This window comes from Shewanella yunxiaonensis (assembly GCF_018223345.1).
GTDB lineage: Bacteria > Pseudomonadota > Gammaproteobacteria > Enterobacterales > Shewanellaceae > Shewanella > Shewanella yunxiaonensis.
This window is the reverse complement of sequence record NZ_CP073587.1, coordinates 3,074,122-3,100,059: the sequence shown is the minus strand read 5'-3', so window position 1 is coordinate 3,100,059 and position 25,938 is coordinate 3,074,122. Positions and strand designations below refer to the sequence as shown.

Sequence of the window (25,938 nt, the reverse complement as noted above, 5' to 3'; positions counted from 1 at the left end):
CGCTGACCTCATATAACCGCTGTGGCTTTTGTCAATCTGGCTAATGCTACCGTTGGTGTGATTTGTCTCGCTTGATATCGCTAGTCGCTACAAATAAATCTCCAGTAGCGATTCCTTTTTATTGAATATTTCACCTTAACAACGAAAATTTACGACATATCAAATCGTTATTTTTTTGACTTACAATTGTTATAAAAAAGTTACATGTGTCTTTCTGCGGTGCTTCATTTCTTCGTCTAGTCTTATCAAGTCTGTATTGAGCTGTAGGCATACAGTGCACCTTTGTGGATTTGTTGGCTTAGCTCCAGCCACGGAAGGCAGCACATTTACTTGAATGTGTTTATCAAGGAATTATCTATGCGAAGTCAAAAGAATCTAGTGATTGGTTCTGTAAGCATGTTGTTCACCTGTTTTGTGCTACTTCCACCAGCAGTGATCGCAGCGACACAAGAGGTGACCGTGCAGCAGGGTAGCCATAAAGACGATTTGCCTAACCCGTTAGAGCAGAATCGTCGTGCATTACGGCAACAGGCATTGGAACAACAACTGTCTAACAAACAAAAAGCCAAAAAAGTCCATCAGGTTGCCAAAGGGCAATTTGTGGAACTCATGCGCGAAGGCGAAGACACAATCTGGACGGTTATCGCTGAGTTCGGCGAAGCAGATTCGCCATACACAATTCTTAAGAGCGGCCAGCCTGGTCCACTGCATAACCAGATCCCCGAACCGGACCGCAGTGTTAACAACTCCACCATCTGGGCCCCGGATTTCAGTCAGACGCATTATCAGGAGTTATTGTTCTCTGATGCTGCTGATGCCATCTCCATGCGCAATTTTTATAAAGAGTTATCAGCTAATCGCTATGCTGTGAATGGTGATGTCACCAACTGGGTACAGGTGCCTTATAACGCAGCACATTACGGTCGAGACTGGTGTGGCGGTACGGTATGTTACACCACTTGGTGGTTTGTTCGGGATAGCGTAACTGCCTGGTATAACAACCAGTTAGCGGCAGGAAAAACCGTTGAAGAGATAGATGAATACCTCAGTCAGTTTGATGTTTGGGATCGTTATGATCACGATGGCGATGGAAACTTTAATGAGCCTGATGGCTATATCGACCATTTTCAGGTGGTACATGCCGGCGAGGGACAGGAAACTGGCGGCGGTGCATTGGGTTCCGATGCTATCTGGAGTCATCGCTGGTATGTGCAGCTAACACCGATCGGTGCTGATGGACCAACACTGGATGATGGCAGTCAAGTACCTTATGGCGGTGTGCGTATTGGCCAGTCAAAATACTGGATTGGCGATTACACCATTGAGCCGGAAAATGGCGCGGTCGGAGTGTTCGCACACGAGTTCGGCCACGATTTAGGCTTGCCTGATCTGTACGATACTGCAGGTGGTCAAAACTCGACTGGCTTCTGGACCCTGATGTCCTCTGGCTCATACGGGAGTAACGGCCAGCCGGAAAATGGTATCGGTACGGAGCCGATGCATATGGGCGCCTGGGAAAAATTGCAGCTGGGTTGGCTCAATTATGAGGTGGCCGCATCCGGAGACAAATCCGAACACAAACTTGGTCCAGCTACCGCGAATACCAAGCAGGCTCAGGCTCTGTTTATCATCTTGCCTGATAAAACGGTGGTGACCGCTGTAGGTACACCCTATGCGGGTGACTATTTCTGGTATAGCGGACAGGGCAATCTTATCGACAATGCTATGTCTAAGGTGTTTGATTTGCCGGCCGGAGCGACTCTATCCGCTCAGGTCAAATACAGCATTGAACTGGACTGGGATTATGCATACTTAGTTGTTTCTACTGATGGCGGGGCCAGTTGGCAAAATGTGGCAACCAGCGAGTCGACTAACACTAACCCGCATGGCAATAATCTGGGTAATGGTATTACCGGTAACAGCGGTGGTGCTTGGGTAACCTTGTCAGCCGATTTGTCCGCCTATTCCGGTGAGGTGCTCATTGGTTTTCGTTATGTGACTGACGAAGCGGTGATGGAGTCCGGACTGCAAGTTGATAATATCATGGTGACCGGTGCACCGCTGGAAGATGCTGAAGCCGATGATGGCTGGAGCTACCGTGGTTTTGTGCGAACAAATGGTACTTTATCGACAGGCGGATTCTTTAATGCCTATGTTGCTGAGTACCGTAATTATCGTGGGTATGATAATAGTCTGCGAGATGGCCCCTATAACTTTGGCTTTATGGATAATCCACAACTTTATGATTGGGTTGAACACTATCCATATCAGGATGGTTTGCTAATCAGCTACTGGGATGCTTCGGCCAGTGACAACAATACCAGTGTTCATCCGGGGTCAGGGTTGATCCTGCCGATTGATGCGCATCCTGAGGTGATGTATCGCGCCGATGGTCAGCCGTGGAATCTGCGGGCACAATCATACGATTCAACATTTGGTTTAGATGACACGGATGCGCTGGAACTGCACTATCGTAGTCAGCCCTCCTGGCATCCGAGTCTGCCAGCTGTCAGTATTTTTGACGATATGCAGCAGTACTGGAATCCGGCATTACCGAATGCTGGCGTGATCAATCCGAATACCGGTACGGTTATCCGGGTGAAAAGTATCAGTGCCCAAGGCGAATTTATGCAGGTAGAGGTGACAACGTCCAAGTAATGCACTGAGCAATCGCATATCGCATCTGAAATTTAAAATCCGGCGTTCAATAGATCGCCGGATTTTTTGCTTTTACAAAATTGGTGATTACTCACCGTATTACAATGTTTTTTCGCCGATGATCTGGATCAGACAATGACGGACCAGATGATGGAGGTATCAGTTGGACGATATTTTGAACGGACAGCGGCAACATTGGGATAACAGTTTCAACAATAACGGCGATATGTTCGGCTGTGCTGCCAGCGCTCCGGCACAGTGGGCGGCAGCAAGGTTGCAGCAAGAGGGGAAACCGCAATTATTAGAACTTGGGGCTGGTCAAGGGCGTGACACGTTATTCTTTGCCGCTAATGGTTTTGATGTGTCGGTGCTGGATTACTCAACCGCTGGTGTCGCGGCTATTAATAGCAAAGCGCAGCAAGCTGGGCTGGCACGGCAGATTTCTGCTGTCTGTCATGATGTGCGCCAACCCTTACCTTTGGCCGACAACAGCGTTGATGCATGCTTTTCCCATATGTTGTTTTGTATGGCACTGACGACTGCTGAACTGCAACAGTTGTCTCGCGAAGTCTTGCGTGTGCTGCGCCCAGGTGGTTTGCATATTTACACCGTGCGTCATACTGGGGATGCTGACTATGGTAAAGGCATCCATCGAGGGGATGATCTTTATGAAAACAATGGGTTTATTGTGCACTTTTTCAGTCGAGACAAGGTGGCATTATTGGCCCAGGGATATCAACAACCTGAGCTGGCAGAGTTTGAAGAGGGGCGCTTACCCAGACGTTTATTTCGGGTAACTCAACGTAAACCCTGATCAGAGGCTTAGCCGTTTGCCACCGTTGAGATAGGTGGTACAGGCTACCCGTAACAACGAGGTAAAGTTGCCAATTTCGCCACGTTTAGCCAGCACTTCTCGATGGATACGCGTCAGGAACTCGGCCACCGAGATACACGCCTCTTCGGCAATATCTTCGATGACTTTCCAAAATACGGCTTCCAGCCGAATGCTGGTCACGACACCATCAATGCGCACAGAACGGGCTTTCAGTTCAAACAGTTCGGCTTCGGTGCCGGAATAGATTTCGCACATATTACGCCCCCAGTTGGCAGGTGATCCCAGCCTAATCCGGGGGCGGTAAAAGTCATTAGATCTTTAGTCTAATTCAGCAGCTTGTTAAATTGCGCCAGCCAGGCAGGATGCGCTGGCCAGGCCGGTGCGGTGACAAACAGCCCATCCGTGACGGCATCATCCACCTCGATATCCGCATATTGAGCTCCGGCCAGAGCAACTTCTGGAGCACAGGCGGGATAAGCAGAAATTTTCTTATCTTTTATCACCTTGGCGGCCGCCAGCAACTGAGCGCCGTGACAGATAGCTGCAATAGGCTTTTTCTGTTCGGCAAACGCCTGTACCAGCGTGATGACCTGTGGATTGAGTCGTAGATATTCAGGAGCGCGCCCGCCGGGAAGCAACAAGGCGTCAAACTCTTCGGCACAAACACCCGCAAAATCGGCATTTAAGGTGAAGAGGTGACCCGGTTTTTCGGTGTAGGTTTGGTCACCCTCAAAATCGTGGATGGCTGTTTTGATTTTATCGCCAGCCTCTTTATCCGGGCAGACAACACTGACCTTATGGCCTACCATGCCAAGTGCCTGAAATGGCACCATAAGTTCATAATCTTCAACAAAATCACCAGCAATAATCAATACCTTAGCCATGTCGTTCTCTCCTTGCGTTTGCAGTTGGATCAACTTACCAAGTTATTTGGCATCCGTGGTAATAAGAGATTACTACAGATGCCCAGTGTCTGCGGATATTTGTAAGGCCAGGTATTACATTCTGATTGGCTGAGTAGTCAGTAGCTCCAATGGTGCTGATAAGCGATGTAGCAAAAATGACAACCCTTTCTGTTGTCGCTTGCTTCAGAATACATGGAGCCTCCGCGGCGATAACCAATAACTTTTGCGTTCCAGAACTTGAAAATGCGCAAATAATGCCCAGATTTATAATGTTACAGCCAGTCTTCACGATGACTGAAGTTGACTGCGTTTTATTCACTTCAAACAGGTTTGGAGCATTATGGCGTTCACAGATTATTATCAGATCCTTGGCGTCGACAGGGATGCCTCAGATAAAGATATCAAGCGGGCATACCATCGATTAGCCCGTAAATATCACCCCGATGTCAGTAAAGAAACTGATGCCGAAGCGCGCTTCAAAGAGGTAAAGGAAGCCTACGATGTGCTGCACGATGCTGAAAAACGGGCGGCATACGATCAGTATGGCGCGGATTGGCAAGCGGCTCAGCAGGCGGGATCTCAGGGATTCCACCAATACCAGTACCAGGGCGGTGCCGGGCCACAGGCTCAGGGCTTCGACTTTGACGATATCTTCCAGTCAATGTTTGGCGGCCGTGGATTTAATCAGGGTCCCCGCCAGTCGCGGGCGCATTTTGACTATCCAGGCGAAGATATTCGCGCGCGGATCCAGATCGATCTGGAAGACAGTTACCGCGGTACAACGCGCACCATTACGCTGGGAAGCGATGGTGGTGCGCAGCCCCGGACATTGAATGTACGTATCCCGCGAGGTGTGGTGCCAGGGCAACATATCCGATTGGCGGGACAGGGTAATCCGGGCATCGGCAGCGGTGCTAACGGTGATTTGCTGCTGGAAGTTTCGTTCCGACAGCATCCGTTATACCGGGTCGAAGGCCGCGATGTTTACCTGACCTTGCCCGTTGCTCCGTGGGAAGCTGCATTAGGTGCGACGGTAACCGTACCGTTGCCGGAAGGCAGTATTGATCTGAAAATTCCTGCCAACTCTTCTGGTGGTCGGCGCTTGCGGCTCAAAGGCAAGGGCATCCCCGGAAAACAGCCGGGCGACTTTTATGTGGAATTAAGTGTGGCGTTACCGGCAGCCAATAGTGCGGCAGCCAAACAGGCTTATAACGCCTTCAAAGACGCATTGAACTTTGATCCTCGGGCCAATTGGGGAGGCAGAGCATGAGTAAGGATTTGCTGACACTATATGCAGCAGACGTGCTGGATGAACATTATAAATTGACGTTGGCACAACTCTGCCGAACCTGTCATTTGGCACCTGAACAGGTGTTTGAGCTGGTGGAGTATGGCATTGTCGAGCCGCACGGTAACCGCCCGACACACTGGCGCTTCAGCGGCATCGCGCTCACCCGTATTCATCGTGCGCGACGGTTGGAACAGGACTTAGGCTTAAACACTGCCGGTGTTGCGTTAGTGCTTGATCTGTTGGATGAACTGCAACAATTACGTGCTCGTATTCGCCGCCTGGAGGGGGCGGATGATTGATCGGGTGCGGTGGCAGCAACATGCCCGACGCAATTTCTGGCATTCAGCATTGCTGTTGTCGGGCATGGCTGGTTTTTTGGCATTATTAGGCTGGTTGTTTGCCGGTAGCAGCGGTTTACTGCTGTTACTGATGGCCGGTGTCATGCTGTGGCTATTTCGCAGTTCCGTTTCACCTTGGATGGTGATGCGGCTGTACAATGCCAGGCCGCTGTCGCCCCAGCAGTTTCCCGCACTATGGCAATTAGTGCAGCAGTTGGCGCAAACTGCCGGGTTACCGGTAATGCCACAACTGTTTCTATTACCCAATCCCCTGATAAATGCCTTTGCGGTGGGGAGTCAGCAACGGCCATTGATTGCCATTACTGATGCAGCGTTGCGGCAGTTGCAATGGCGCGAATTAGCCGGAGTGCTGGCTCATGAACTCAGCCATGTACGCAGTAATGATCTGCAAGTGATGAGCCTGGCCGATATGTTCAGCCGTGGTACTTCGCTGCTGTCAATGATGGGACAATTGCTGCTATTGCTGAATCTGCCGCTCATCATGTTTGGCTGGGCGACCATTAACTGGTGGGCGATTTTGTTATTACTGGCAGCGCCAACTATCAGCACACTAGCGCAGTTAGCGCTGTCGCGGACGCGTGAGTATGAGGCGGATTTGAACGCGGTGCGAATGACCAGTGATCCGCAAGGATTGGCCAGTGCGCTGAGTAAAATTGAACGCCAGCAACAGGGCTGGCTCCGACGTATGATCATGCCTGGTGCCACCCTGCCGGTACCTTCCCTGTTACGCACCCATCCAGAAACCAAGGAGCGAGTTGAACGTTTACTGGCGTTGCAGCAACGTTGGCCGTACCAGACGGGTACGGACAATGTTGATAATCCATTCCACCATTGATAGCAGGGTAAGAGCATGAATGCTTAAATATCACCCAACGTCTTTAAACCTGCTGTTAGTACCTGCTCCAGATAATCAGTGCTACCGTGTGCACGCTTCTGTTTGCGTGGAATACTGATTTTTCGAGTTGTTTCCGCTTGGAGCATATTCAATGCTATCTTCCTTGCTCCGGACAATACCTCCGCCGCATTGCCTCTATATATTTGGCATTGGTCTTCCTTCATCGACGCGTCCAGCACCCAATGCAGGCTATTTTCAACCGCCCAGTGGCTGCGTACCGCATTGGCAAAACGGGCCTTGCTCAGTTTGGCTGAACTGATGTAATAACGGTACTCAAGGGATTCATTACCGCTTTTCGTTCGACGATAGCTCAGCGCAACACCGATACTTTTAAGCCCTTTCCATTCTGGGAAGGCGTCGGCTAAGCTGCCTGCGTCCATAACACAATAGGCTCTGGCTTCGTTACGTCCGTGCTGCTTCTCTAAGCAAAGCACTTCTTCGTTAATCTCGCTGGAAAGAACTTTACGAACGGCATCGTGCAGCGCTTTTTGATTACCTTTTACGGCAAGCAAATAATCACCACCGCGCTCAATAATTTGTTCAGCGATATCTGTCTGACATCCCATAGCATCTATCGATATCAGACAACCTTTAATATCCAACAGCGCCAGTAATGCGGGAATGGCGGTAATTTCATTGGACTTACTTTCGGTTTTAACTTGCCCAAGCACGACATTATTTTCTGTTGCGAAGGCATTTACCATGTGGATGGCTGACAGTCTATTCTGGCGATTATATGAACCACATAGCCGTTTACCATCTATCGCAATAAGCTGACCTTCAGATAACTCCACAACAGACTTCATCCAGTCGATAAAGCAATGCTGAAACTGATCGCTATCTATTCTCGATACGACTCGAGCAATAGTGTCATGAACAGGTAACCCATTCTTAAACAGGCCTTTTTCGATAAACCAGTTAAAGTGCAGATCGCCAAAATCTTCGATATCTTCCCAGCCTTGTGCTCCAGCTATTGAGGCACAAACCACGAGGAATAAAATATCAGTGAATAGGTGCTCGACTTTGGCTGACTGACGAGGGTCTTCTAAGGTACTAAAGAACTGTTGAAATGCACCGGAGTTCATAGGGCTCTCCACAAAAGAGAGTATAAGATCACAGCCAGTATGAACCGTCCAGCCCTTTGGGAGAATGTCAGTCTAATAGCTCAAATTATGTTCGTGATCTTGCCCTGCCATTGATAGTGATATACCCATAACGACCATTGCCGTCGTTGTCAGGTGCAATTACTCGTACCTCGGCGATGGAGTAAATGCTCTGAAGACAGTTCCTTTCATTTAGCAATCATGCCGCTTGACGATATTTGTAACAAAATTGATACAAATCAATTGTTCATTTTATAAACAAATTGAACTTCTGCCATTGCACTATGTTAAGCATTATTGCTCACAGCAGAGGAAAAGATGATGACTTATTGGCATGGGTTAATGGTGTCGGCATGTGTGTTGCTGGCAGCATGTGGCGGCAGTGATAACACGACGACAGATACTCAACAATCAACCGGCACCTTGTCGGTGGCAATCTCCGACTCACCTATGACCGGGGTTACTGCTGTGGGCCTACAGCTTGGCGAACTGGTGATGACCGATGGTAATGGTATTGAACATCGCTACGCTCTGGGTGAGATGAATTTTAATCTGATGAATTATCAGGGGGCGGACAGTATTACCGTGGTCAATGGTTTACCGCTGAGTGAGGGACAATATCAGAATGTCTACATGACGGTGATACAGGGCGATGGTAATAACGGCTGCTATGTGGAGGATGGGCAGGGACGTCATGCGTTACAAGTGCAGGATGGCAAACTGCCACTGATGAATTTCAATATCAGTGCTAACCATCAATACAGCTACACGCTCGAAGTTGGCCTCTATATGGGACTGGATCGGGACTACGATTACAACTACAACCTGAGTTACGACTATAGCTGGTCAGTTGATAATCTCTATATGGGGCATTTGATCGGTGAGATGGACCCACAGTGGATTGCCGATTGTGAAACGACTTATGCGGCGTTGGCACCCGCGGGGGGCGAGTTTACCCATTTGGCATATCTCTATCCTGATACCGTGACCAGCCTCAGCCAAATGGCCGACGTGTACGATGCGCCAGCCACTGGCATGGTGGCTCCTATTGCCGTGGCACCGCTAAAGCAGGATGACGACGGTAACTGGTATTTTGGATTAGGGTATCTGCCGGAGGCCACTTATCGTATTGGCTACACCTGTCTGGGGCATCTGGATTATCCAGCATCTGATGACATTACTGACGGCCCATTCGTTATTTTCGCGGATGCCGGCGCTGTGACCATTGATGGTGGCCCGAGTGGCGGTCAGGCAACTATTCACGTATGTGGTATGGGCAATGGAGGGCACCACGGTGGTTAATGCGTTTAACCGGTAAAAAACACAGCTGCGGCTATGTTTTTTAATCGGGTTAGAAATTACTGTCGGTGTACACCATCAACTGGTGAACGCAATGCAGTGCCAATGTCAGTTTGGGAAGTTTGGTCTGTTGTTTAAGCACGGTGAGAAATGCTTCTGCATCTTCCAGTCCCACAGGCCGTGGCACATTGGCAAAATCGCTGTCGGCAACGGTAAGACACAGTATGCCTTGGCGGTTAAATTCTAGGTTCGTCTGACGCAGTTTCTGGCCTAATTGCTGTAACTGCTCCACGACTGTGGGTTTAAAAAACTTTGATGCGATCATCTCTGAGCCAGCCAACACTTTGAACTGCTTGCGAAAGTCTAATGATGCTGGCTCCCATTTCACGCCCGTTTGTCCGCTGTTACTGTAACCCAAAATGTTGAGATCCTGAGTAAAGCCAAAGGATAAAATCACCCCATACCGATGGTAATGGCGGTATGTGGTATGGGTGTGTTTGCGGCCTTTGCTGTCGGTTGTGGTGGTGGTGTGCTTGTCCACATAATGAAAATCGAACAGCTGGTAATCAAATTGATGTTCTGTTCCCTGGTAGTGGCCTTGGCATAACCAGTCTATGCTGCGCTTGTGATTGCCACGATTAAACTCATAAAAACTGCGCGCAAACTCGCGGGCTTTAGCTTCAGGTTGGCACGGAATTTCCTGAAGCTGATTATCCAGCAACAGGTTTTTGCGCCATATCGCATCGGCGAGCCCTTGCAGTCGCTGATAACGAGACAGCAATTGCCAGACACCAATACCGGTCAATAATAGAAATGGGGACCACGGGCCTAATGGCAAGCGATACAGTGGTGAGAGCAGCCAATTTAAACCATTGAGCAATGAATCTGGCAGTCCAGTCAGCTTGCTGCTATCCAACAACCACAGAATGGCTAACACAACGAGTCCGGCTACAGTCATCAGCCAGGGCCAACGATTGTTGTAGCGGATGGGGCCTTTGAAACTCAATGCGGGCTTTAACAGATCATAAAGGCTGTGCTCGTCGTTAACACCTGGCAGCGACTGCTTCATGGCCCGTAATAACTGGTCGACTCGTTTATTGTTAGAAATCGCCATAGTAACGCTATTGATATCCTTTCAATGGGCTAAAGGTGAGCTTACCGGCTCGGCGTCATCAGAAATTAGGCTTGTATTCAAAACCTGCGGCGGCTTCGCTGTCATCAAAGGTATCCAGCCGATGTTTATGAGTAAACGTGCTGTTGACCAGATTGTTGGGAAACACCTCAATACCGTTGTTGAACAACTCAACATTGCGATTGAAGATGCGTACCGCTGCGCCAATATTTTCTTGCTGTTCGGTAATTTCTCGCATCAATTTGCTGAAGAGTTCGCTGGCTTTCAGTTCGGGGTAGGCTTCGACGGCAATGTTCAATCCTTTAACCACTTCGCTCATGTGACTTTCGGCTTTGGCGAGTCCTTTAGTGTCAATGGTGTCGGCCGACAGAGCTGCCAATGCACTGCGTAATGCAGTGACTTTTTCCAGCAGTCCTTTTTCATATTCACTGTATTGTGCTGCGACCTGCTCCAGCGACGGCAAAATCTTATTCTTTTGACGCTCCTGGGCGATGACGTCACTCCAGGCTCTCTGGGTAGCGTTATAACGACCAATAATGCTGTTGTGGATAACGATGATAGCCAACACTACTGCGGCTACTACGATGATTAGCATGATCAAAGCACTCATTTTTTGTCCTTAAAAATGTGCATGTCGCAACTGTTAGGTACTGTAGCAGATTGCATTCACATTGTTGAATCATCGGTAGCTAACATCGTGGATGCCATTAACGTCCTGCTATCTATAGCGGCTTGGGATGTTAAGCTTAATTGGTTATTGCTAGTCCCAATAGAGGCTTAGGATGCTGGTCAATTTTGCCTTCTGGTAAATGCGCGACCGATACCATAAAATGCGCGCCGCACAAAGAGGGGAATTTACCGTTCATGTTACTGGTTATCGACAACTACGACTCTTTCACTTACAACTTGGTGCAATATTTTCAGCAACTGGGAACTTCACCTGTGGTACATCGCAATGATGCGTTGACGGTGGCAGAAGTGTTGGCGTTGCAGCCAGAGCGATTGGTGATCTCTCCTGGCCCCTGTACCCCGGATGACGCGGGTATTTCGTTGGCGTTAATTGAACAACTAGCCGGGAAAATTCCGATATTGGGTGTGTGCTTGGGCCATCAGGCGATTGCTCAGGCTTTTGGTGCCAAAGTCATTCGTGCACAACGAGTGATGCACGGTAAAACCTCGTTGATTTCGCATCGCGGTGAGCGGTTGTTTCACGGGTTACAGAACCCCTTGAATGTGACCCGTTACCATTCACTGTTGGTGGAAGCCTTGCCTGAAGATTTCGTGCTGGATGCGTGGTTCGATGACCCGCAGTTTGGCCGAGAAATCATGGCCATCAGCCAACCCGCGCTAGCGCTATTTGGCGTGCAGTTTCATCCCGAATCGATCATGAGTCAGCAGGGCCATGAATTGCTGGCCAATTTCTTGAAAGCATCAATACCTGCCGCCAGCGCCACTCGCTAACAAGCCTTTACAAGTTTCCCGGCGTCCAATCCGCACTCGCTGTACGCAATGTGATATAACAGGCGTCGTTGACAAGTCCTGTTCCGGGCTCTGGCACCGGAGAATCACACAATAAAAAGGAATGCGAATGAAAACCCTCATGCGTCACATAGGGCTCAGCGCCTTGACTCTGGCGGTACTTAGCGGCTGCGCGGCCACACAAAATACCACCGCTCAGCAAACCACGATGACTCACACGGCGGTCACTCAGCCGTTAGTCGCTCCCCCTACCGCAGATAAACCTCTGACGATAGAACAGATCATGGCCGATCCCGATTGGATGGGGGTGAGTGCCGACGGGGCTTACTGGAGCGATGATGGCAAGTCGGTATTGTTTTTCCGTCAGCCCAGCGCTTCGCCACTCCGTAACTATTATCGTCTTAGTGTCGCGGATGGCGTGACTAACGAGCTGCAGCTCAACGAGTTGCACTTGGCCTCCCAACGTGAAGGGGTGTTCAATCAGGACAAAACTCGTAAAGCCTATGTTTATCAGAACAACCTGTTTGTTAAGCAGCTCAGCAGCGGCAAGATTGAACAGCTAACCCGTCAAAACGATAGTATCGATGGGGTGCGGTTCCTGAATGATGGTGATCTGGTGTATTGGCAGGGCAGCAAGGTGTACCGCATCCATCAGGACTCTGGAATGGTGGAACAGCTGGCAGATATTCAGTTTGCCAAAGCGCCTGAAGCGGTGAAAGAGCCGGACACTTTCCTGGCAAAGCAGAATCAGCGCTTGATTAAGTTTGTGGCAAAGCAGCATGACAATGCCAAAGCGCTGGAACAGTACAAAGATCAGTTACAACAACAAGATCCCACCATGGCGGCGAAGCCATTTTATTTGGGGGAAAAAGATGCACTGATTGAACTCAGTGTGTCACCCGATGCTCGCTATCTGTTCCTGGTGTTGCAAGATAAAACCTACAAAGGGCGCACGGATGCCGATGTGATGCCGAACTATCTGGATCCTGAAGGCCATGTAGGTTTAGTCCCGGTGCGTGCCCGAGTCGCCGAAGATAAGTTACCAGGGCAGCGTTTTGTGGTGTTGGATCTGCAGTCACACCAACAGCAAGATGTGACCCTGGAAGGCTTGAGCGGATATGACGAAGATGTGCTGGCAGCGGTAAAAGCTGAAAATGCCAAAGCGCAAGGCACTACCTACAAGAGTGAGAAAAAAGTTCGTAATATCCGCTTGATTGAAGATTGGGGGTGGGATCAGAGCCCCATTCAATGGCAGTCTACAAAAGACACCGTGGCGGTGATGCTGGAAGCTACCGATAACAAGGATCGCTGGATTGCCACGGTGGATCTCAATAAAGGTAAGTTCCAGACCCAGCACCGTTTACACGATGATGCCTGGATCAACTATGACCATAATCAATATGGCTGGTTACCGGGCAGTGACACCCTGTATTACTTGTCAGAGCAGAGTGGTTATTCACAGCTGTATCTGAAACCGTTAACCGGTAAAGAAAAAGCGCTGACCAGTGGTAAATTTGTGGTGAGTGATATCACCCTTAGTCCCGATAGCCAGTACATCTATTACAAAGCCAACAAGGGACACCCAGGTAAGTACAATATTTACCGGGTGGATCTGCAAAATGGTAAAGATGAACAACTGACGCACTGGACCGGTACTCTTGACTATCAACTGAATCCCCAAGGCGACACTTTGCTGTTGACTGCGTCAGCATTGACTCAGCCCAATGAGCTGTATCTGCAGCCGATTGGCGGTGAGCTGAAACAACTGACGCACTACACCAGTAAGGCCTTCGCCGATTATCCGTGGCAGGCACCGCAGATCATTGAAGTGCCATCGTCACATGGCGCTGGAAAGGTCTATGCAAGACTGTATCTGCCGCAAGGTTTTGATGCCAAGCGCGCCGATAAATACCCGGCAGTCATTTTTAACCATGGCGCTGGCTATTTGCAGGAAGTACATTACGGCTTCTCTGATTACTACCATGAATTCATGTTTAATAATCTGTTGACTCAGCATGGTTATGTTGTGCTGGACATGGATTACCGGGGTTCTAAGGGGTATGGCCGTGACTGGCGTACCGCAATCTATCGCAATATGGGGCATCCGGAAGTCGAAGACCTGAAAGATGGCGTTGCCTGGATGGCTAAAAATGCCAACATTGATACTCAACGGGTAGGCACTTATGGCGGTTCTTACGGTGGCTTCCTGACGTTCATGTCACTGTTTACCGCGCCGGATCTGTTCCAGTGTGGTGCGGCATTGCGCCCGGTCGCAGATTGGGCTCATTACAATGCCCCTTACACCTCGAATATTCTCAATACCCCAGACGATGACCCGATTGCCTACCGTCGTAGTTCGCCGATTGAACACGCACAAGGCCTGAAAAATCATCTGTTGATTTTGGGGGGGATTGAAGATGATAACGTGTTCTTCCAGGACAGTGTGCGCATGGTGCAGCACCTTATCGAGTTAGAAAATCCTCACTTTGATATGGCTTACTATCCGGTTGAACATCACGGCTTCCGCCAGCCTTCCAGTTGGCTGGATGAGTATCGCCGTATTCTGCGACTGTTTGAGACCGATTTAAAAAAATAGTCACCTCAGCAGGACGGCAATTGAAAACAGGCTCAGTTAGAGCCTGTTTTTTTATGATTCGCGGAGAGTTAACTCAATATCCTTGATGTTTAGTATGATTAATCCAGATAAAATGAACGAATAATTCAGATTTTTACTGGCAAATGCCAAGAGGAAAACAGCACAGGTGGTAGCGTCGGTTTCAGGCGGACTCAAGCCCGCGCCAGTGGCAGCACTGGAACAGAAGTTCCTGCAACAATTAATTCTGGGAACTCAAGCGAACACTCCGGTCTGGGATGATCCAGAACCAGAGTTAGAAGCCATTGCTTTTAAGCTGGAAATCGAGCGCGAAGCGGCAATGGAGCGCATTGCAAAAAAGCAGCAGACCAAACAATTGGCGCAACAGATTAATAGTCAGTTGCATATGAGTCTGAAAACGGAACTGGCAAACCAACTGGCGTCTCTCGACATTATTCAGCGCCACAGCCCGGTATCAGATAAGCATCTCTTGTTATTGGAGATGCTGCATTCACCACAACTGGATTTAAACCGACTACGTCCTGCCGTTGCCAGTCAAGCCTGGTTGGTACGCGATCTGACTAACATGGTCAATAGTCCGGTTTTTGGTGCCAGAAGACCGCAAAATAAAGACTTGCAGGTGTCTGATTTGAAACTGGTGCTTGGGTATATCGGCATGGATAACCTGAGACTGTTGATCCCATTTTATATCTGCCGTCACTGGTTGCCGCTGGGACATACCGGGTTGTTATGGATCAATCGTAAACTCTGGCGTTACGCCCAGATCCAAGGCGTTGCCACCCGCGTCCTAGCGGCATTACATGAACAGGATGGCGCCTTATTATATGCACTGTCGTTGATGCGCCAGCTTGGGGCTTCTGTGGTATTAGGGATGGGCGCTTCAATCTTTGAACAACTGCGTGGCAACTGGCTCAAAGAAGCCAGTAAAGCACGGGATAAAGAGTTGTATGACGCCGTCGCTGTCAGCGAATTCCCGGCACTGGAGATTTTTCAGCAGGTGCAAGAGCATGCGATGCGGCTTAACTGGCAGCTGCCGCAGGCGTTAGGATTTGCCGATAGTGCATTGATAACCTGGTTGCAGGAGTTGGAAGACAAACAGGGCTTTGAGCAGATGCCGTTGTTGGCTCAACTGGTCGCCAAAGCCAGCTGCTATGCACAGAGTTTACTACTTGATGAAAGTCATCAACTGAGTTTTCGGGACAAGCAGCTCCTTAACAGTTACTACGCTATGAGTGAGCAGGAGCTTATCCGTTTACAAGGCCAGAATTATCGTAAATTGAGCTTATTCTGAGCGACCAAGATTGATTGGCACGCCAAGTTGACGCCTGACCTGATTGGCGCTTTAAAATATTTGGTATTTTCTCCTAGTGTGTCTTCTACCTAACAGCAACTACTGCTATTATTTTGTTTAACTATTCATTTAAAGTGAATAGTTAAACATTTGTGGTTCGGTTGCTTTTTTTTGTGACTAATTATGCCTGGAAATATCGGCTAATCGCCTTTTTACTTCCTGAAATCAGATCTTTATGCACTTACCCTTCGAAGAGTTAAGCGCCGGCCCTGATCAATCTGGTATTTTGATCACAATTTAGCTATTAATGTCACATATCTAAAACACCGATCCGCAGTAATACTAGACGACAAAGAGAGATTAACTGCGAAGGGACAGCGGTTATAGCGCTGTCTGAAATCATAAAGGATATTCAGGAATGAGTGTGAAAATGAATCTGACCCGTGCTCAGTTTGATGAAGTTATGGTGCCTAATTATGCACCGTCTCCGATAATCCCGGTACGTGGCCAGGGCAGTCGGGTCTGGGACCAGGAAGGTAAAGAGTATGTCGACTTTGCTGGTGGTATTGCGGTGACCTGTCTGGGACATTGTCATCCCGCATTGGTCAATGCATTAAAAGAGCAGGGTGAGAAACTGTGGCACCTGTCTAACGTTATGACCAATGAACCGGCATTGGCATTGGCGACCAAATTGGTGAATGCTACCTTTGCTGAAAAGGTCTATTTCGCTAACTCAGGAGCAGAAGCAAACGAAGCCGCACTGAAACTGGCTCGCCGTTATGCGGTTGACAACTATGGCCCAGAGAAAGACGAGATCATTGCTTTTGATAAAGCATTCCATGGCCGTACTTTCTTTACTGTGAGTGTTGGCGGCCAGGCGGCCTATTCTGATGGTTTTGGTCCTAAGCCACAGGCGATTACCCACATTCCTTATAACGATATTGAAGCACTGGAAGCAACCGTTTCCGAGAAGACCTGCGCAATTATGCTGGAACCGCTGCAAGGCGAAGGTGGCATTATTAGCGGTGACCCGGCGTTTTTACGTAAGGTGCGTGAACTGGCGGATAAATACAATGCACTGGTGGTGTTTGATGAAGTGCAGAGTGGTATGGGCCGCACCGGTGATCTGTATGCCTATATGGGGACCGATATCGTGCCGGATATTCTGACCACAGCGAAAGCGCTGGGTGGCGGTATCCCAATTGCAGCAATGCTGACTACCAGCGAAATTGCTGCACACTTCAAAGTGGGGACTCATGGTTCCACTTATGGTGGTAACCCGCTGGCTTGTGCTATCGGTAATGCAGTAATGGATATTGTGAATACCCCGGAAGTGCTCGACGGTGTGAAATATCGTGAACAGCTGCTGCGTGATGGGTTGAACAGTATTAATGATAAATACCATGTGTTCTCACAGGTACGTGGTAAAGGGTTGTTGATTGGTGGCGTGCTGAATGAAAAATATCAGGGCCGCAGCCGCGATTTCCTGCTGGCCGCTATCGATAACGGTCTGATGGTGCTGGTTGCCGGTGCCAACGTTCTGCGTTTTGCTCCCTCACTGATCATCCCAGAGGCAGACATTGCCGAAGGCATCGCCCGCCTGGAAAAAGCAGTTGCTCAGATAGTTGAAGCCTGAAGCGTTCAGGAAGTTCTTTGCCCCTGACCTTTATGCTTATTCCCCGTTTCCGGTGTGTTGATACACCGGAAACTCGGTGGGGACACAGGAGAGTTAACCATGTTGATAATCCGGCCTATTTGCCAGTCTGATTTTGCCGCCCTGCGTTATATTGCCGAAGCGTCTGGCCACGGCTTTACGTCGTTACCGGTCAATGATGAAGTCCTCACTGCCAAGATTAATCGCGCGGAAGCCTCATTTAATAAACCGGTTAGCAAGCCTTATGACGAAAGTTATCTGTTCGTCATGGAAGATACCGATACCGGCGAGGTGGTGGGTACCTGTGGTATTGAAGGTGCTGTTGGCATGGAGGATGCTTTTTATCACTATCGTCTCGGCACGGAAGTTTATCATTCGGCGCAAATTGGTGTCCGCAATGAAGTCGAAACACTAACCCTGTGTCATGACTACACGGGTGCTGCAGAAATGTGCACACTGTTTCTGCGTAAGGATTATCGTAAAAGCACCAACGGTCGCCTGCTTTCTCGTTGTCGTTTTCTGTTCCTGGCACAGCATCCATCACGTTTTGGTGAAACTGTGATTGCCGAAATGCGTGGTGTCAGCGATGCCTCGGGCAATTCCCCCTTCTACGGCTGGTTACAACAGCATTTTCTCGGTATCGATTTTATCGAAGCTGATTATCTTTCCGGACTCGGGCAAAAAGCGTTTATGGCCGAGATGATGCCGCGCAGTCCGGTGTATGTTTGCATGTTGCCTGAAGCGGCGCAGCGAGTGATCGGTGAAGTGCATACCAATACGCGTCCGGCGCTGAGCTTGTTGCAGGCTGAGGGGTTCCGCTGTCGCGGTTATGTCGACATTTTCGATGGCGGTCCCACCGTTGAGTGCACCCTGCAAGAGATCCGCGCGGTGCGCGATAGCCGCTTGTTAACGGTATTGGTCGGCCCCATGGATGACAACGGTGACACATATATTGTTGCCAACACTCAGGTGGCAGATTTCCGCGCCACTGCTGTAAGACTCAATGTCACTGCCGAAAGTAACCATATCACCTTGTCACCTGCCTTCGCCCAGGCACTGCGGGTACAGGCAGGACAACAAGTCCGGATATTACCTATTTAGGAGAAACCCCATGACACAGTTTATCAACGGTAACTGGAGAGATGGTGATGGTCATCCGATGGCCTCATTCAATCCAGCCAACGGCGAACAGCTCTGGCAAGGCAATGCAGCGACGTCAGCGCAAGTCGATGCGGCGGTCGCGGCCGCCAGATCTGCCCAATTTGACTGGTTCATGCTGGGGTTTGAAGGACGATTAAAACAAGTTGAAGCGTACCGCACCCAGTTAGAAGTTCATCGCGAATTGCTGGCGGAGACTATCGCCCAGGAAACCGGTAAACCGCGATGGGAAACCGCCACGGAAGTGACGGCGATGATCGGTAAAATTGCGCTATCAGCCAAAGCCTATCAGCAACGTACTGGCACCAGTGAGAACGCGTTACCGGTGGCGCGAGCGGTACTGCGGCATAAGCCGCACGGTGTAGTCGCGGTGTTTGGTCCCTATAACTTTCCCGCGCATCTGCCTAACGGTCATATCGTGCCGGCCTTACTTGCCGGTAATACAGTAATTTTTAAGCCTTCTGAACTGACTCCGAAAGTCGCCGAGCTGATGGTGAAGTTATGGCAGCAGTCTGGTGTGGCTGCTGGCGTTATCAATCTGGTTCAAGGTGAGGTTGAGACTGGCAAAGCGCTGGCCGGACACGAGGGTATTGATGGACTATTCTTTACCGGCAGTAGTCGTACCGGACATTTATTGCATCAGCAATTTGGTGGTCATCCAGGCAAGATTTTGGCATTAGAGATGGGCGGTAATAACCCGCTGATCGTCAAAGATGTTGCCGATATCAAAGCGGCCGTGCACGAGATCATCCAGTCGGCTTATATTTCATCTGGTCAACGCTGTACCTGTGCCAGACGATTGTTTGTGCAGCAGGGGGCTCAGGGTGACGCGTTAATCGATATGCTGATTAAGGCGGTGAAAGCGATAAAAGTCGGTCCGTGGAATGCAGAGCCACAACCCTTTATGGGCGCGATGGTGTCGGAAACAGCGGCACTAGGCATGTTGGCCGCACAGCAGCATTTGCAGCAATTGGGGGGGCAGTCGTTGGTAGTGATGCAGCAGTTACAGGTCGGCACCGGGCTGGTGTCTCCAGGGCTGATGGATGTTACCTCGGTAGCAGAACTGCCAGACGAAGAATACTTTGGCCCACTATTGCAATTGATCCGTTATCAGCAGTTTGATGAGGCTATCGTAATGGCAAATAGCACCCGTTATGGTCTGTCTGCGGGGCTGCTGGCTGACAGTCGGGCTGATTTTGACTATTTCTTTGCCCGTAGCCGTGCAGGCATCGTTAACTGGAACAAGCAGATCACCGGGGCGGCAGGTTCAGCCCCCTTTGGCGGTATAGGCGCTTCGGGCAACCATCGCCCCAGTGCGTTTTACGCCGCGGACTATTGTGCTTACCCGGTAGCGTCAATGGAAGCGGATACGCTCAGCTTACCCGCAACACTCAGCCCAGGATTGACGCTGTAAATTTGCTAGGGAAGCCATTTGCTGCTTCCCTTCTTTATATGCCGTCGTGGGGAGCTGTGTAGCGGCGGTTGGTTAACCTCAGGAGGATATATGCATCAGGACGTCGACAGCCTGTTTGCTGCCATGTGGCAGGATTACATCTCCATGACACCCTCAGCAGCTAAGGTGCATCAACTGCTGGGACAAGGTAATGCGATCATCAACGATCATATAGCACTGCGAACTTTCAATCTGCCGAAAGTGGGACTGGAGGTGCTCGCCGCACATTTCATTGAGCTAGGTTATCAAGCGTGTGGTGACTATCGATTTGAACAGAAAAAGTTGCGTGCCAAGCACTTTGAACATCCCGATGAAACACAACCGAAAGTGTTTATCTCTGAACTGTTAGTTGAAGAATTTAGCCCCTGGTTACAACAGACGGTGGCTCAATTGGTGGCACAGATCCCGGATGAGGCGACCAGCGCCGATGATTTTCTCTATTCAGGTCGCCATTGGGCGATGGACTACGCCACCTATTCACGGTTACTGGAAGAAAGTGAATATGCGGCGTGGGTGGCGGCTTTTGGCTATCGCGCCAATCATTTTACCGTATCGGTGAATCATTTGGCCGGATTCTCGACGCTGGAGGCGGTCAATGAGGCGTTAAAGGCTGCCGGTTTTGTCCTCAATAGTGCCGGTGGCGAGATTAAAGGCTCGGCGGCGGTATTATTGGAACAATCCTCGACGATGGCAGACCGCATCCCGGTGGCGTTTGGCGATCGTACCGTGGAAATTCCCAGCTGCTTCTATGAATTTGCGCGGCGTTATCCAAAAGCGGATGGCAAATTGTACACCGGCTTTGTGGCCGCATCGGCGGATAAAATTTTTGAAAGCACTAACGCCAAAAGTGAGTCTTAAAACGTGCCAAGGCCTTCCATGAGGAAGGCCTTTTTGTCTGCCACCACGAGGTTAATCAACCTTGTATAGTTGCAGAAAACTGTCGACTGCGGTTGCAACCAGCTGCGTCAATGTTGCATTGTCGGGCTTGTCGACAGCCCCTAACGAATAGGGCATCAGGATTTCAGCTTCCAGTAACGCTTTAAACTGCATGGCGGCTAGCCAGGGTTCGGCCCGACGTATTTCCGCTTTATCCATACGTTTTGCCAAAAACTCACTGACGTTGAGCCAGCCCCGTTGTGGCCCTTGTGCATAAAACTGCTTACCCAGATCACTGCGACCCACTTCAGCTCGCACCATGCGATCAATCGCCATAATTTCAGGGGTCAGGATCGAATTGAGATAGTTGTGCCCAAATTCCAGCATCATGGTGCGCATATCTTTGGTCTGACTGAGCGATTGAAACGCGTCAGCAATCTGTTCAGTTGCTGACGATTCCATCACCGCATGAAAGATTTCTTCTTTAGAATTGAAGTAGTTATAGAGTGTGGCTTTAGATCCGCCCAGTTGTTGTGAAATGTAAGACATTGAGGTCTGTTCAAATCCCTGACTGAAAAAAGCCTCCTTCGCGATATCAATAATCGCCTGCCGTTTCTCCTCAGTCTTAACCCGCATTTTGACTCCACGCTGCTCTGTTTGCGCCCACGAGTTTCGCTTGACTATCGTGGGATGTCAAGAGTATAACTGTACCGTACGGTATTGTTATGGAGATTAAAGTGAAACCCAGGCAACACAATCTGACTGTGGTCACGATCAAGACATCTTTTTTGGCCACAGCAGTCTTGCTGTCATTGGGCGGCTGCGCCGTTCATGATGCATCGCAGCAAGTTGCCAAGATGGCGCAGTCGGCAAAACTCGCATTCGGTAACACCTTGGGCCAGCAGTCGTTACGCGATTGGCCTAAAGACAGTTGGTGGCAGGCTTATCAAGATCCACAGCTTGATCAGTTGATGCAGGAAGCATTAGCGACAGCTCCGTCGCTGGCGCTGGCAAAGGCAAGACTGGCAAGTGCCCAAGGTATGTTGCAGCAGATGGGCGCTAGCGAGAGACCACAGGTGAGTGCCGCAGCATCGCTGTCGGAAACGAAAGTCAGCTACCGCTATCAAGCATCTTCACCACCTCAGGGCTGGAATGATTACGGTACCATTGGGCTGAATTTCAGCTATGACATCGATTTCTGGGATCGGAACAAAAGCATGGTCGCGGCAGCAACCTCCGATCTCGCCGCGACAGCAGCGGAAACGGCTGCTGCGCGCTTAATACTGACCACCTCAGTAGCCAATGCTTATGCGGAACTTGCCCGGCTATACCTCAATGAAGATACCGCGGCCGCCGCCATGAGTGTGCGCCGACAAACCGTTGCGCTGCTAAAGCAACGCTTTGACAATGGCCTGGAAAATCAGGGGGCAGTCAGTCAGGCACAGGCCGTTGCCGCCAGTTCGGAAGCGGAGTTGTTGTCGATCCGGGAATCTGTGTCACTACAGAAATATGCCATCGCCGCGTTGCTGGGCCAAGGGCCGGACAGAGCCTTAAGCATTTCTCGGCCAACCATCCATCTGACTCAAACCTTTGGCCTGCCAGCTCATGCGGGTGTCGGCTTGCTCGGACATCGGCCAGACATTACCGCCGCGCGTTGGCGCGCTGAAGCGGCAGCAAATCGGGTCGGGGTTGCCAAAGCGCAGTTTTATCCCGATATCAATCTGTCGGCCTTTATCGGTTTGCAGGCGTTTGGCATCAATAAGTTGTTTGATGCTGGCAATGATGCTGGCAGCGTTGGACCGGCACTGTATCTGCCCATTTTCAGTGGCGGGCGTTTAGAGGGGCAACTGACTTCAGCAGAGGCAAATTACCACCAGGCAGTGGCCTCATATCAGCAGACTTTGGCGGATGCCTTACATGATGTGGCGGATGTGTTGACTAGCAGTCAGGCGTTACGCGCCCAGATTGGCAAAACTCGTGAAGCAGTGGCCGCGGCAGCCACAGCACATCAAATCGCCAGCGACCGCTACAAAGGTGGTTTAGCCACCTATCTGGAAGTGTTGTCAGCAGAGGACAGATTACTGAGTAGCCAGCGCGCGCTGGTTAATCTGCAATCTCGGGCATTTTCGCTGGACCTGGCGCTGATCCATGCGTTGGGTGGTGGCTATCAGTCAATTCAATCTTGAGAATTAATTCATGACTTTAACTAAGACAGAGCAGCCTTTTGATGCTGCCCGGGCATCAGCGTCGCGTAAAAAGGGTTTTGTGGGCTTGGCTGTTGCGATGATTTTTGCGGCTGTCATCGGCGGTAGCTACTGGTATTTTGTGGCGTCACATTATGTTTCAACTGACAACGCCTATACCGCGACGGAAATTGCGGCTGTGACGCCTGCGGTTAGCGGTATTGTGGCAGAAGTAAAAGTGCTGGACACCGAAATGGTGCAAAAGGGTGATGTGTTAGTGGTACTGGATGACACAGACGCCCGGCTGGCATATGACCGTGCCAAAGCGAATTACGCGTTGGCAAAACGTCAAGTGAGCAGCTATGTCGCTAATGACGAAGGGTTGCAGGCGTTGGTGAAAGCCCGGGAGGCGGATGAACAACGTGCTAAGGCTGAGTTAGTGGTGTCCAAAGCGGATTATGCCCGTGCGCAACTGGAATTACAGCGCCGTGAAAATCTGGTGACATCTGGTGCGGTGTCGGGAGAGGAACTCACCAACGCTAAAACTGCTTTTGCGCAGGCAGAGGCTAATCTCAATGCCGCCAAAGCTGCCGAAGCACAGGCAGTTGCCAATCGCTTATCGTCAATTGGTAACAAGAAAGCCAATGCTGCGTTGATCATCGATACCACAGTAGATACTAATCCGCAGGTGCTGCAAGCCAAGGCGCAGTTACAGCAGGCAGAAGTGGATTTGCGACGTACGGTTATTCGTGCCCCCGTTGCTGGGGTGATTGCCAAACGCCAGGTGCAGATTGGGGAACGCGTGCAAATCGGAACACCACTGATGACTGTGGTTCCCGTACAAAATATGCATGTAGACGCGAATTTCAAAGAAGTCGAATTACGCCAGGTGAAGATTGGTCAACCGGTAGAAGTCACCGCAGATATCTATGGTGATAAAGTAATTTACCATGGGGTTGTCACCGGTTTATCCGGCGGTACAGGCTCCGCTTTTTCTGCTATCCCGGCGCAAAATGCCACTGGTAACTGGATTAAAGTGGTACAGCGCTTACCCGTGCGTATTGGTCTTGATCCTAGCGAGTTAGCGGCACATCCGTTACAGGTCGGATTGTCGATGGAAGTGACGATCAATACTGCGGCGCAACCCAATATCAATGCGATTACTGCGGTAGCGGATCGGCAGTTACCGATTAATGGTCGGGGTTAACGCTGATGAGTCAAACAGTAACTGCAGAGCCACAGCCCCTCTCTGGGGGGGCGTTGGTCGGCGGCGTGATCTGTCTGGCCATGGCTAATTTTCTGGCCATTCTGGACACGACTATCGCAAACGTATCCGTTTCCAGCATTGCCGGCAGTCTGGGCACATCTACCAGTCAGGGCACGTATGTCATTACCTCTTATGCGGTAGCGGAGGCGATTTCGGTCCCACTGACCGGCTGGCTGGCATCCCGTTTTGGTTCAGTTAAGGTGTTTGTTACCTGTCTGATCATGTTTGGCGTGTTTTCGCTGTTGTGCGGGCTTGCCAGCAGCATGAGTATGTTGGTGACCTTCCGCGTGTTTTTGGGATTATCCGGTGGACCATTGATGCCGTTGTCGCAAACCTTGATGATCCGTATCTTTCCCAAAGATAAAAGCCATGCCGCGATTGGCATCTGGAGTATGACCACCTTGGTGGCGCCCATCATGGGACCGATCCTTGGCGGCGTGTTATGTGACCAGTTCTCCTGGCCGTATATTTTTTACTTCAAAGTGCCATTTGCGATTGTTGCCGGCATTTGTTGTTGGCAATTGATTAAAGGTTTTGAAACCAAGACCAAAAAGGCCGCTATCGACAAAGTCGGTCTGGGGTTACTGGTCGTGTGGGTGGCCTCTTTGCAAATCATGCTCGATGAAGGCAAGGATCATGATTGGTTTGCTTCCAGTCGCATTGTGATCCTGGGGATAATCGCGGTGATTGGCTTTATTGCCTTTTTGATTTGGGAACTGACAGAACGCAATCCGGTGGTGGATCTCAAGGTGTTTCGCCATCGCGGTTTTGCCGCCAGTATGCTGACACTAAGTCTGGCGTTTGGGGCGTTTTTTGCGATAACCGTGGTAACGCCGCTCTGGTTACAGATCTATATGGGCTACACCGCCACCATCTCCGGCTATTCTACGGCAATGATGGGGATTATCGCGGTGTTCTTGGCACCGCTGATAGCCAGTGCTTCCAGCAAATTTGACCCGCGGCCGTTTGTCTTTGTTGGCGTGATGTGGCTGGGATTGTGGACGTATCTGCGCGCCTTTAACAACATGGATATGACCTTCTGGCAGATCAGTATGCCGATGTTTTTCCAAGGGATTGGTATGCCGCTGTTCTTTGTGCCATTGACCGCCATTGCCCTGGGGTGCGTCAAGATGCAGGAGATGGACTCTGCCGCCGGACTGATGAATTTTATTCGAACGCTCTCCGGGGCGGTGGCCACGTCGATGGTTAATACTTCATGGGAGAATGAGACCACTTATGTGCATTCAGAACTGTCGGGTCTGACGGATAAAGCCGGAGTAGCTGCGCACGCAATGCAGGCCAGCGGAATGACGCAGGAGCAGAGTCTTGGCTCGCTTAACTGGTTGTTGCAACAGCAAAGCTCCATGGTAGCCACCAATCAAATCTTCCTCTGGGTCGCGGTCATATTCACTGTGGGAGCCTTTGCTATTTGGCTGGCACCGCGGCCAGTACGTTCAATCGGTGGGGGTGGCACACATTAGGTAGG

The 25,938-nt window shown here is 50.2% G+C and carries 22 protein-coding genes; 16 read left to right on the top strand and 6 right to left on the bottom strand.

Features of this window, described 5'->3' with window-relative positions; all coding sequences use genetic code 11:
- Positions 1–357 precede the first annotated feature (357 nt).
- A complete protein-coding gene (locus tag KDN34_RS14185; RefSeq protein ID WP_212594364.1) occupies positions 358–2,658 on the top strand; it encodes an immune inhibitor A domain-containing protein in 2,301 nt (766 codons plus the stop codon).
- 163 nt (positions 2,659–2,821) lie between these two features.
- A complete protein-coding gene (locus KDN34_RS14180) occupies positions 2,822–3,472 on the top strand; it encodes a class I SAM-dependent methyltransferase (protein WP_228730352.1) in 651 nt (216 codons plus the stop codon).
- Here the strand turns inward: KDN34_RS14180 and KDN34_RS14175 are convergent, their stop codons facing one another.
- Both KDN34_RS14175 and KDN34_RS14170 read right to left on the bottom strand, forming a co-directional pair.
- Positions 3,473–3,748 (bottom strand): ribbon-helix-helix domain-containing protein, encoded by a 276-nt coding sequence (locus KDN34_RS14175; RefSeq protein WP_212594363.1) that lies wholly within the window; start codon positions 3,746–3,748, stop codon positions 3,473–3,475. It abuts the gene before it with no gap.
- Between the two features lie 68 nt (positions 3,749–3,816).
- Complete coding sequence (locus tag KDN34_RS14170; RefSeq protein WP_212594362.1) at positions 3,817–4,377, bottom strand: DJ-1/PfpI family protein; 561 nt, start codon at positions 4,375–4,377, stop codon at positions 3,817–3,819.
- Positions 4,378–4,738: 361 nt separating this feature from the next.
- Here KDN34_RS14170 and KDN34_RS14165 point away from each other — a divergent pair, with 361 nt between their 5' ends.
- The 3 genes from KDN34_RS14165 to KDN34_RS14155 are packed head-to-tail and all read left to right on the top strand — an operon-like array spanning position 4,739 to position 6,883.
- Entirely contained in the window at positions 4,739–5,668 is a 930-nt protein-coding gene (locus tag KDN34_RS14165; RefSeq protein WP_212594361.1) for a DnaJ C-terminal domain-containing protein, read from the top strand.
- Positions 5,665–5,988, top strand: coding sequence for a chaperone modulator CbpM (locus KDN34_RS14160; RefSeq protein WP_212594360.1), 324 nt, complete (start codon positions 5,665–5,667; stop codon positions 5,986–5,988). Before KDN34_RS14165 ends, KDN34_RS14160 begins: the two co-directional genes overlap by 4 nt.
- On the top strand, positions 5,981–6,883 hold the full coding sequence (locus KDN34_RS14155) for a zinc metalloprotease HtpX (protein WP_212594359.1): 903 nt from the start codon (positions 5,981–5,983) through the stop codon (positions 6,881–6,883). The genes KDN34_RS14160 and KDN34_RS14155 overlap by 8 nt, the downstream gene beginning before the upstream one ends.
- Positions 6,884–6,906: 23 nt before the next feature.
- Here KDN34_RS14155 and KDN34_RS14150 read toward each other — a convergent pair whose 3' ends face one another.
- Positions 6,907–8,028, bottom strand: a complete 1,122-nt coding sequence (locus KDN34_RS14150; protein WP_212593832.1) for an ISAs1 family transposase — start codon at positions 8,026–8,028, stop codon at positions 6,907–6,909.
- A gap of 336 nt (positions 8,029–8,364) precedes the next feature.
- Here KDN34_RS14150 and KDN34_RS14145 point away from each other — a divergent pair, with 336 nt between their 5' ends.
- Positions 8,365–9,348, top strand: coding sequence for a DUF4382 domain-containing protein (locus KDN34_RS14145; protein WP_212594358.1), 984 nt, complete (start codon positions 8,365–8,367; stop codon positions 9,346–9,348).
- Positions 9,349–9,397: 49 nt separating this feature from the next.
- Here the strand turns inward: KDN34_RS14145 and KDN34_RS14140 are convergent, their stop codons facing one another.
- Both KDN34_RS14140 and KDN34_RS14135 read right to left on the bottom strand, forming a co-directional pair.
- The gene (locus KDN34_RS14140) at positions 9,398–10,459 is read right to left on the bottom strand and encodes a hypothetical protein (protein ID WP_212594357.1); all 1,062 of its coding nucleotides are present in this window, start codon (positions 10,457–10,459) and stop codon (positions 9,398–9,400) included.
- 58 nt (positions 10,460–10,517) lie between these two features.
- On the bottom strand, positions 10,518–11,087 hold the full coding sequence (locus KDN34_RS14135) for a LemA family protein (RefSeq protein ID WP_212594356.1): 570 nt from the start codon (positions 11,085–11,087) through the stop codon (positions 10,518–10,520).
- Between the two features lie 254 nt (positions 11,088–11,341).
- On the opposite strand from KDN34_RS14135, the gene KDN34_RS14130 reads away from it, so the two are divergent.
- The 7 genes from KDN34_RS14130 (at position 11,342) to KDN34_RS14100 (ending at position 20,984) form a co-directional block, all read left to right on the top strand.
- A complete protein-coding gene (locus KDN34_RS14130; RefSeq protein ID WP_212594355.1) occupies positions 11,342–11,938 on the top strand; it encodes an anthranilate synthase component II in 597 nt (198 codons plus the stop codon).
- 127 nt (positions 11,939–12,065) lie between these two features.
- A complete protein-coding gene (locus tag KDN34_RS14125) occupies positions 12,066–14,552 on the top strand; it encodes a S9 family peptidase (RefSeq protein ID WP_212594354.1) in 2,487 nt (828 codons plus the stop codon).
- A gap of 166 nt (positions 14,553–14,718) precedes the next feature.
- Complete coding sequence (locus KDN34_RS14120; protein ID WP_212594353.1) at positions 14,719–15,861, top strand: HDOD domain-containing protein; 1,143 nt, start codon at positions 14,719–14,721, stop codon at positions 15,859–15,861.
- A gap of 418 nt (positions 15,862–16,279) precedes the next feature.
- Positions 16,280–17,497 carry an aspartate aminotransferase family protein gene (locus tag KDN34_RS14115; protein WP_212594352.1) on the top strand — a complete coding sequence of 406 codons (1,218 nt, stop codon included), beginning with the start codon at positions 16,280–16,282 and terminating at the stop codon, positions 17,495–17,497.
- A gap of 99 nt (positions 17,498–17,596) precedes the next feature.
- The gene (gene astA / locus KDN34_RS14110) at positions 17,597–18,616 is read left to right on the top strand and encodes an arginine N-succinyltransferase (protein ID WP_212594351.1); all 1,020 of its coding nucleotides are present in this window, start codon (positions 17,597–17,599) and stop codon (positions 18,614–18,616) included.
- A gap of 10 nt (positions 18,617–18,626) precedes the next feature.
- Positions 18,627–20,087, top strand: a complete 1,461-nt coding sequence (gene astD, locus KDN34_RS14105; protein WP_212594350.1) for a succinylglutamate-semialdehyde dehydrogenase — start codon at positions 18,627–18,629, stop codon at positions 20,085–20,087.
- A gap of 90 nt (positions 20,088–20,177) precedes the next feature.
- Positions 20,178–20,984, top strand: a complete 807-nt coding sequence (locus KDN34_RS14100) for a DUF1338 domain-containing protein (protein ID WP_212594349.1) — start codon at positions 20,178–20,180, stop codon at positions 20,982–20,984.
- Between the two features lie 51 nt (positions 20,985–21,035).
- Here KDN34_RS14100 and KDN34_RS14095 read toward each other — a convergent pair whose 3' ends face one another.
- Positions 21,036–21,638, bottom strand: a complete 603-nt coding sequence (locus KDN34_RS14095; RefSeq protein ID WP_212594348.1) for a TetR/AcrR family transcriptional regulator — start codon at positions 21,636–21,638, stop codon at positions 21,036–21,038.
- 101 nt (positions 21,639–21,739) lie between these two features.
- On the opposite strand from KDN34_RS14095, the gene KDN34_RS14090 reads away from it, so the two are divergent.
- From KDN34_RS14090 to KDN34_RS14080, 3 genes are read left to right on the top strand one after another with little or no spacing between them, the layout of a single operon-like run.
- A complete protein-coding gene (locus tag KDN34_RS14090; protein WP_275484225.1) occupies positions 21,740–23,188 on the top strand; it encodes an efflux transporter outer membrane subunit in 1,449 nt (482 codons plus the stop codon).
- Positions 23,189–23,198: 10 nt separating this feature from the next.
- Positions 23,199–24,392: an HlyD family secretion protein gene (locus KDN34_RS14085; protein ID WP_212594346.1), complete on the top strand. Its 1,194-nt coding sequence runs from the start codon at positions 23,199–23,201 to the stop codon at positions 24,390–24,392.
- A 5-nt stretch (positions 24,393–24,397) separates the two neighbouring features.
- The gene (locus KDN34_RS14080) at positions 24,398–25,933 is read left to right on the top strand and encodes a DHA2 family efflux MFS transporter permease subunit (RefSeq protein WP_212594345.1); all 1,536 of its coding nucleotides are present in this window, start codon (positions 24,398–24,400) and stop codon (positions 25,931–25,933) included.
- Positions 25,934–25,938: the final 5 nt, after the last annotated feature.